The 7,842-nt window shown below is 33.4% G+C and carries 9 protein-coding genes; 1 reads left to right on the forward strand and 8 read right to left on the reverse strand.

Annotated elements, in window-relative coordinates:
- Nucleotides 1–358: 358 nt before the first annotated feature.
- The gene (locus AVL50_RS00255) at nt 359–1,066 is read right to left on the reverse strand and encodes a class I SAM-dependent methyltransferase (protein ID WP_062614479.1); all 708 of its coding nucleotides are present in this window, start codon (nt 1,064–1,066) and stop codon (nt 359–361) included.
- 100 nt (nt 1,067–1,166) lie between these two features.
- Between AVL50_RS00255 and AVL50_RS00260 the strand changes: the two genes are divergently transcribed.
- Complete coding sequence (locus tag AVL50_RS00260) at nt 1,167–2,042, forward strand: LysR family transcriptional regulator (protein ID WP_062614480.1); 876 nt, start codon at nt 1,167–1,169, stop codon at nt 2,040–2,042.
- Nucleotides 2,043–2,113: 71 nt separating this feature from the next.
- On the opposite strand, the gene AVL50_RS00265 is transcribed toward AVL50_RS00260, so the two are convergent.
- The 7 genes from AVL50_RS00265 to AVL50_RS00295 form a co-directional block, all read right to left on the reverse strand.
- On the reverse strand, nt 2,114–2,698 hold the full coding sequence (locus AVL50_RS00265) for a hypothetical protein (protein WP_062614481.1): 585 nt from the start codon (nt 2,696–2,698) through the stop codon (nt 2,114–2,116).
- 26 nt (nt 2,699–2,724) lie between these two features.
- On the reverse strand, nt 2,725–3,219 hold the full coding sequence (locus AVL50_RS00270; protein ID WP_062614482.1) for a hypothetical protein: 495 nt from the start codon (nt 3,217–3,219) through the stop codon (nt 2,725–2,727).
- Between the two features lie 184 nt (nt 3,220–3,403).
- Nucleotides 3,404–4,504, reverse strand: coding sequence for an SMP-30/gluconolactonase/LRE family protein (locus AVL50_RS00275; protein WP_062614483.1), 1,101 nt, complete (start codon nt 4,502–4,504; stop codon nt 3,404–3,406).
- Between the two features lie 67 nt (nt 4,505–4,571).
- Nucleotides 4,572–5,147 (reverse strand): Crp/Fnr family transcriptional regulator, encoded by a 576-nt coding sequence (locus tag AVL50_RS00280; protein ID WP_062614484.1) that lies wholly within the window; start codon nt 5,145–5,147, stop codon nt 4,572–4,574.
- 81 nt (nt 5,148–5,228) lie between these two features.
- Nucleotides 5,229–5,720: a DUF2938 family protein gene (locus AVL50_RS00285; RefSeq protein WP_062614485.1), complete on the reverse strand. Its 492-nt coding sequence runs from the start codon at nt 5,718–5,720 to the stop codon at nt 5,229–5,231.
- An 83-nt stretch (nt 5,721–5,803) separates the two neighbouring features.
- Entirely contained in the window at nt 5,804–6,643 is an 840-nt protein-coding gene (locus AVL50_RS00290; protein ID WP_062614486.1) for a helix-turn-helix domain-containing protein, read from the reverse strand.
- Between the two features lie 170 nt (nt 6,644–6,813).
- Nucleotides 6,814–7,770 carry a hypothetical protein gene (locus AVL50_RS00295; RefSeq protein WP_062614487.1) on the reverse strand — a complete coding sequence of 319 codons (957 nt, stop codon included), beginning with the start codon at nt 7,768–7,770 and terminating at the stop codon, nt 6,814–6,816.
- Nucleotides 7,771–7,842: the final 72 nt, after the last annotated feature.

Raw genomic sequence — 7,842 nt, forward strand, 5'->3', positions numbered from 1 at the left:
TTTAGCTTTTGACTTCTAAGCCTAGATTTTTTGCTTCGTTTTTCATCAATGGAAAAATGAAGAAGAAGGAAGCTTGAAAGTAGAACCTTCAAAGCTTGTAGAAATGCTGAGTGAAAGTTGACGATAATTTAGTTTACAGAGTGAAAAGTACTAGGACAAAAGTAATCGAGTATTTCTTGCACCATAGTTAAAACTATGGGCAGGTGATACAACAATCTAATCAAGACTAAAGTCTTGAAGATTGATAATGTAAGCAACACTTTAGTGTTGGTGGAGTCGGTATCACCTGCCCATGACTTCAGTCATGGTGCACAATAGTGTTGTTCCATTTCTTCTGTCCTAGTACTTACAATGAGATCTATTTGATGCCTCCGAAAGCAGCAAAACACATATTTTTATGTAAAATTTCAGTGGTTGTGAAACCCACTTTTTTCATTAAATCCAATTGATAGGTAACGGGTCTAGGAGAGTCTTCTTTTTCAATATATTCCAAAACTGTCTTTCTATATTCTTTTCCATTCACCCCCTCCAAATAATCACCATAACGCTCCCAAATGTATTCGTTCATGGTTTCATTTTCTTGTGTCACCAAATCAGAAATCATTAAACATCCACCTGGTTTTAAAAGTCGATACAACTTTTGAAAAGTAGTTTCCCAGTCTTGATCATCTCTCAAATGATGTAAAACTGTTCCTGCTAAGATGATATCAAAACTATTTTCTTGAAGTTGAACCTCACGTATATCACCTTGAATTGTCTCAACGCTGTTGATGGTTTTTTCAGTAACTCTTTCTTTTGCTCTATCCAACATTGGCTGACTCAAATCCACTAAAGTACAGTGAAGGTTGGCAATCTTACTCAACATTTTTAAGGTGTAATTTCCTGCACCGCAACCAATATCTAACAAATATTCAGCCTCAGGAACAATTCTTTTAGAGGCTTCGGTTAATAATTCAAGAGAAATTGTAGCATCAATAGTGGCCACTTGTCCTGTTTCCAAGTTGGAGAATCTTTCGACATCATGATCAAACCTTTCTTTAATTTCTTTTACTGTTGATTTTTCCATAATAGTTTCTTTTTGTGATTGAATAATTCAAATGTATTGCTTTTACGATTGCCTTAAAAAGACTTATTTTGTCATGTATTAATACCTATTAAGTATAGAAATGGAAATAAGACACTTGAAATATTTTTTAGCAGTAGCAGAAGAATTGAACTTTACAAAAGCATCAGAACGACTCTGTATTTCTCAGCCTCCTTTAAGCAGACAAATCAAAGAACTTGAAGATGAACTTGGGGCAAAACTTTTTGAACGCAGTAATAAAAAGGTCACGTTGACGGAAGCTGGAAAATATTTTAAAGAAGAAGTCACAAAACAGCTTCAAGGTTTAGAGTCCATTACTTTGAAGACAAAAAAAATTGCTGAAAATGTAAGTGGTGAGTATAGAATAGGATATATCAGTTCAACTTTCTCTGCTCAAATTGCCAAACTTGTGCAGTTTTTAACACAACAATATCCCTTCTTGAAAATTAAATTATACGAAGTATCTACAGCCAAGCAGATTTTGGCGTTGGAACAGCATAAACTTGATCTTGGAATTATTAGGGCACCTTTAGTTTCTACAAAAATATCCTCTAAACTATGGTTTAAAGATCAATATTCGTTGGTTTTCAATCATGAACTCTTGGGTCAAGTAAAAAAATTAGCGGAGGTAAAGGATAAAGTTTTTGTGTTTTTTAATAAAGAATATGCTCCTGTGTACTACCATTCTTTGGTGGAAATATGCTCCCAATACGGGTTTATCCCCAACGTAGTACATGAATCCAACAATATCAATTCTATTATTCAGTTGGTGAGAAATGGATTAGGTGTTTCAATTGTACCGAGTAGTTTAAAGCACAATCATCAGTATCCTGAATTGACTTTTTGGGATTTAGATAAAAAATATACTACTGATGTTTTGATTGCCACACCTAAAAATGAGAAGTCTGAAATAAGTGAAGTGGTGGTGTCGTTTTTGTTGGATGCCATCTCATCCTAAATCCACGATTTGAAATGATGAGTTTAGGATGAAGAGGGACCTGATCATTTATAGATATTATAAATATGGATCTATTTGGAGAAAAGAGAGTATACTAAACTAACTGTCAATAAGGAAAATGGAATTAACCAAAAAATTCCGTCTATACTATCGAGTAGATATAAAAACAATTTGTGTCGAATCCCCTTGTTTTGATATTCTCTTCCACTCTTTACTTTTCTATATGCACTATAAAACTCTTCAAAATCAGCCTTTCCAACCATATCAACCTTGATTGTATTTAGGTTTTTTATCTTAATATAGGTCTTTACTTGATAGAATGAAAATTTAGACCTAGCACCTAGATGCGTCTTTTTTTTGTCCTGTTTTATACTAAAAATATCGTTTAACGCTATTCTTTTCATGGAAGGTAGAAAGAGATATGATACATATAGATAGTCTTCAGTTAATCGAAGTATTTTAATGGAAATTAAGTAATAAAGACTAACCAATAACAAAACCCCAAAGCAGATTGAAAGTGGAATTATAAATAATTTTGTTTCATTATTTAGTCCATCAAAGCATAACCAAAGGAATGCTCCAAAAAAGCAGACACTCATCATATAAGAGCCAATTAATGTTAAACGTGGCTTTGTTTTATATATACTTTTCTCCATTTAATTATTAATTACTAAAATAAGCTCTATTGGTTTACCTGAATATCTCCATGCCCAATATAGTCACATTCTCCATTAGAGATGATATAATAGAATCGAAGAACATTTTTTGAAAGTGTTACACTTTTTAAATCTATTGGACTTTTAATTGACTGTACATCATCTTCAGAAAAATAGACGTTAAAATCTTCATCAACTATTCTGTAAGAAATTGTACTTCCTTCCGGTTTTGAAAGTTGAATCATAAATTGGTCTTCACAAGGATTAGGGTATACGATAATATTAAAATTATGATCGCTTTCTTTTGTACATTGATTGATTGACTTCGAAAATAAATTTTCTTCTGAAGTACTCCAATCTCCAGAAAAATTCCAATCGTCATCTTCTGCAGAGATTACATTTCCATTAGAATCCGTAAATGTGAAACCTGTAAATTGAATTGCAGATTCATTCTCTGAGTTGGAAGCACAAGAAAATAGCATTGCTGAGATGATAGCTGTAAAGTAGATTTTTTTCAACATAAAGTTTGCGTTGTTAATATAAATGATTTTTGTTTTTGAAGTCTTAAAATTAATAGCTTCATCTCAAGGGTTAAATTATTTGTATTACTATTTATGAACTACTTTAAAATTTTCACCCATCAAAAGTAATACAAAAAATAACCCTATTTCAAGTAACGTCTGTACGGTATATTATTTAATCAGCTTATTCCTCCAATTTATACCTGCCGATATGATCTGTCAAATCACCACCAAGATATAAAAATCCATTGTGTTCCTCCACTGAACTGGCTTCAGAAACAAACTCTCCAGAAGTATCATAGTAGGTCTTCAAAATTTCACCTTTTTCACTCAAATGCATGATCATACCAAAAGCTTCTTGCTGTGGTTGCAACCAAAGAGGTATAGAAAAGATAAATTTCTTCATGCCTGTATTCGGTTGGACTTTATCCAAAACGTCGTCTCTTCTAGTGGTGAAACCGAGCCAAAAGCTTCCGTCTTCTCTTGTAGCGACACCGTTAGGAAGACCCGGAAGATTGTCAATAAAGATTTCAGTTTCGCCCTTCTTTTCACCTTTCAGCCAATAACGTAAAACCCTATATTTTGTCAATTCTACTAATAACACGAAATCATCATTTTGTGAAACGGCCACTCCATTGCCAAAATAAGAGCCATCGATCAGCGTTTTTACTTCCTTTGTTTTTGGGTTATAAGAGTATAGACCTCCGTCCGGTCGAACTTCAAAGATGATCTTGCGGGCATTTAATCGAGAGAAAGGAACCTTGGAAGAAGTGTTGGAAAAGTAAATCATGCCATCGTTGGCAATGTCTACATCATTTGGTATTAAGAATTGATTTCCATGTTCATCTTCACTCGCAAGAATCGTCATTTCACCCTTCTGATCAATGCTTACTAAGCCTTTATTAGGTACACAAGCAATCAGGTTTTGCTGAGCATCAAAGTGTAAACCAGCTACCCATTCTTCTGTATTACAGAATTCAGAAATATTACCAGCGGTATCAATTTTCAATACTCTTCCATCCGAAAAATCAGTTTCTGAAATATGAGCACCACAGTATAAATTTCCCTCTTTGTCTACAGCAATATCCTCAGGGCCATACCATCCTTCAAGGTCGATCCATTGCGTAGCACCAAGCAATTCATTTTCTGCAGTGCTTCCTTTGAGTTCAGGTTTTTCAGGAGGCGTCCAAGCTAAAGGTTTAAGAGAACAAGATGCTAAGGTAAGGTTTAGAGTTAGGGCAAGAATGCCAGCTTTTAAGAAGAATAGAACTACTTTTTTCATCATAACTTCGTTTGTTTTTAAATAATACTACAAAGCTATAGTGTTGAAAAAAGGGGTGCATTGATATTTGTTAAGAAATGCTGATTTGCTTCCGAACTCTGCTCAGTGATTCTGGAGCAATGCCAAGATAGCTCGCAATTTGATGTTGAGGAACTCTATGTACAATCTTGTCGGCATACGTTTGAATAAAGTCCAGGTATTTTTCTTTAGCCGTCAGTATTTGCATCTTTCTAGTCCTTTCAATCACACAGAGATAGTTTTTCTCGGCCATAATACGCCCTAATTTCTCAAACTTAGAGGCTTTCTGATAGAGTTCTGCCATGGTTTCAAATGATATCGCATAGACGGTACTCTCTTCTATGGCTTCCAAATTCTCAAGGGCAGGAGTTTGAGAAATAAAGCTGGAATAACTGGAAATAAACTGACCGTCACAAGCAAAATAAGTATTAATTTCCTTTCCATCTTGAAGGTAATAAGAGCGGATCAAACCCTGATCAATAAAATATACTGCATCTTCAATCTTACCCTCACTACTCACAACAGACTTTGCTTTATAGTGTTGAAATATGAGCTTTTCTTTTAAAATCTCCCACTCATCTTCAGTGATTTGAATTAAATCAGTCAGTATATTTTTCAGTTTTTCCATCAGTTCAGGTTGTTATTTGGAATGAAATAGCGATTTCAAGTTACAATTATTTAGTTCAAACCAATGAGCTAGTTTTCATTTTTAATTCCCCCATTTGAATTTACTTATCATAAATGCAGATAAAAATAAACCTAAACCATAGATACTATGAATTAAAAAGCTCATTAATCTTGCTTTGATAGGATTGGGTAGGTTGCTTCCTCCAATACCAAACCCGAAGGCAGGTTGCATGATAAAAAAGGGGGCAAGTAAAGTCAGCCATCCTATAATCAAAGCAGGTAGTAATGTGGGGACACTTAGCCATTTTTTACCAAAAAATAAAACCAGCAGGAAAGCAAAAACAATTCCTATTGCATAATGTGCAAGCTGACCAATTATCACTTCTGATTTTATAGCAGGTGAATCAACTATTTTATGGTGAAAAAATTTACCCTTGAACAAGTAGCCAATCCAGCGCCCTAAAAATCTGTAATCTAATCCATTGATCCCAAATTGTCTTAGAATAAAGGCATAAATGTCCATTGTAGCTGTACTTCCAATGCCTATTAGTAGAATTTTGAGTAATATATTCATCTTTTTTCAGTTTGTATTGATGTAAACAAAGGTCATAGAATATGGAAGAAGATGAATAGGACAAAATGTAAAAATAATGGCACTTATTGAGATTGTTGACGAAATGAATTAGGTGTGTAGTGGGTATGTTTCTTGAAGAATCGGATAAAGTAGGCGGGGTCGTTAAAACATAATTTGAAAGCAATTTCATTAATGTGGTGAGAAGTTGATAAAAGCAATCGCTTTGCTTCGAGAAGGGTCTGCTCTTGAATAAGTTGAGAACATTTTTTTCCTACCAACTTTTTAGTAATGGAATTAAGTTTGTTCGATGAAATATTGAGTATTTCCGCATATTCAATCACTTGTTTATTGGGGCATGTTTGATTTTCTAATAGATATATGAATTCTTCCAGTATTTCTTGTTCATGAATGTTTGATCTGTTATGAAATACTATTTTTTGATCCATATTGCGATGTAAAAGGACAAATAAAATCTCTAGATTTGCTTTTATGACAGCTTGATACTTCAATTCTTTTTTTGAATATTCCTTATCTATATTTTCAAAAATTGATACTATTGACTTGAAGTTGTGTGAGGTAAATTTATAATGATTTTGCTGACTTACCTTTCTTAAGAGTTCTTTATCTTCATTAAAAAGATGAGCATCAAAAGCGATTAAATAGCCTTTACTTCTCTGTTGGAGGACTAGTTCATGCACCTGTCCAGGTCGTATGATAAAAAGTGTATTTGCATCAATTGGGTAGTGGACAAAATCAATATGATGTTGACCGTTGGCTTCTTCTAAGGCCATTAGGAAAAAGAAATCATGCCGGTGTAAACCCTCTTTCATATCTTTATCCATCAATACATCATCAAGGTGAATAATTTCTAAAGGGGTTGAAAATTGAGATTTTTCTTTTTTTCGAATGGCAATATCTGACATCTTTTTTGTTAGTAGGTAGATGTTTTTTCAACCAAAAATAGAACTAACTTTTTACACAACAAACAATTCAAGTGGTAATCTCACTTCAATATAGATCAAAAAAACAGCTTAATAACTGTCTTATTATAAGAATTGTTATTAAGCTGAATATGTTTTAGCTTGAAATACAATTAGCTTTCAATCATTTCTACTTGATAATTACCTACCCATTCAGATAAAGTCTCCTTTAGAAACGCTAAAGCCTCTTCATATTTATGCTCCGTTAATAAATGATGAAAAGGAGTGATTTTATCAAGGTATATACTTTTCAATAGGTCAGTTTTGTTGGTCTGCTGATCAATAAAACCACTTACATAAGGAGAGATAAAATAGTATAATTCGTAATAAATCGCTCCATCTTTCATATCAAGAAGTTTATTATCTCTGAAAACCCTATATAGATCTAAAACTTTTTCAGATGAATGTTGGTGTATTTTTGATACTGCAGCTGTAGCTAGACAATCATCATTTTCTTCTTCCCCTATTTCTGTTTCAGATTTTTCTTTACATAATGGAGGGCATGGTTGTGCCCAATTTCCAAAAAGGGAATTATTTTCCTTTTGAAATTCTAATATTGGATGAATTATTTCCTCTTTATAACTAAAGTGCAGCGTAATTTGATCACCTTGACTGTCTTTGATGAACTCCAATAGTTTCTTCTTGCCAAAGAATCCTCCTCTGGTAATTTCTTTATAGTTCAATCCTTGATCTCTTTTTTTTATATCATTCACGAATGATGAAATCAATTCGCATGTTCTTAAGGTAGAATGCTTTTCACCTAAATGATCATAATACCCTTGTTTAATCAGGATAGCTTGGTTGCCAACGGAATATTCAGATCTAGCACTGCAAGGTATAAGAAGTATTCGTATACTATTAGGGTTTAAATGATCGGCAAGTCCGTACATAAACCGAATCCCTTTTACTTCTGGAGATAAATTGATTACTTTTTCAATCAAAGACTTAGGAATTGTAAATGATGAAGTTGTCCCTGGGAAGGTTTCTTTGTAGCAGTTGGTATGTTGATCAAAATACTCTTGGCTTACATATTGGCCAACTTCTGATACTTTAAGTTTACTTTGTTTCATTTTAAAAATAGTTAGGTGTTTACTTATTATAATTCAAAGGCTTCTACTTGATAATTTTCTACCCATTCAGAT

This window comes from Flammeovirga sp. SJP92, from assembly GCF_001583495.1.
Lineage (GTDB): Bacteria > Bacteroidota > Bacteroidia > Cytophagales > Flammeovirgaceae > Flammeovirga.

Excerpts from the sequence above, each read along its gene's own strand:
- AVL50_RS00265 (WP_062614481.1), bottom strand. The coding sequence starts at position 2,698 with ATGGAGAAAAGTATATATAAAACAAAGCCACGTTTAACATTAATTGGC.
- AVL50_RS00270 (WP_062614482.1), bottom strand. The coding sequence starts at position 3,219 with ATGTTGAAAAAAATCTACTTTACAGCTATCATCTCAGCAATGCTATTT.
- AVL50_RS00255 (WP_062614479.1), bottom strand. The coding sequence starts at position 1,066 with ATGGAAAAATCAACAGTAAAAGAAATTAAAGAAAGGTTTGATCATGAT.
- AVL50_RS00285 (WP_062614485.1), bottom strand. The coding sequence starts at position 5,720 with ATGAATATATTACTCAAAATTCTACTAATAGGCATTGGAAGTACAGCT.
- AVL50_RS00260 (WP_062614480.1), top strand. The coding sequence starts at position 1,167 with ATGGAAATAAGACACTTGAAATATTTTTTAGCAGTAGCAGAAGAATTG.
- AVL50_RS00290 (WP_062614486.1), bottom strand. The coding sequence starts at position 6,643 with ATGTCAGATATTGCCATTCGAAAAAAAGAAAAATCTCAATTTTCAACC.
- AVL50_RS00280 (WP_062614484.1), bottom strand. The coding sequence starts at position 5,147 with ATGGAAAAACTGAAAAATATACTGACTGATTTAATTCAAATCACTGAA.
- AVL50_RS00275 (WP_062614483.1), bottom strand. The coding sequence starts at position 4,504 with ATGATGAAAAAAGTAGTTCTATTCTTCTTAAAAGCTGGCATTCTTGCC.
- AVL50_RS00295 (WP_062614487.1), bottom strand. The coding sequence starts at position 7,770 with ATGAAACAAAGTAAACTTAAAGTATCAGAAGTTGGCCAATATGTAAGC.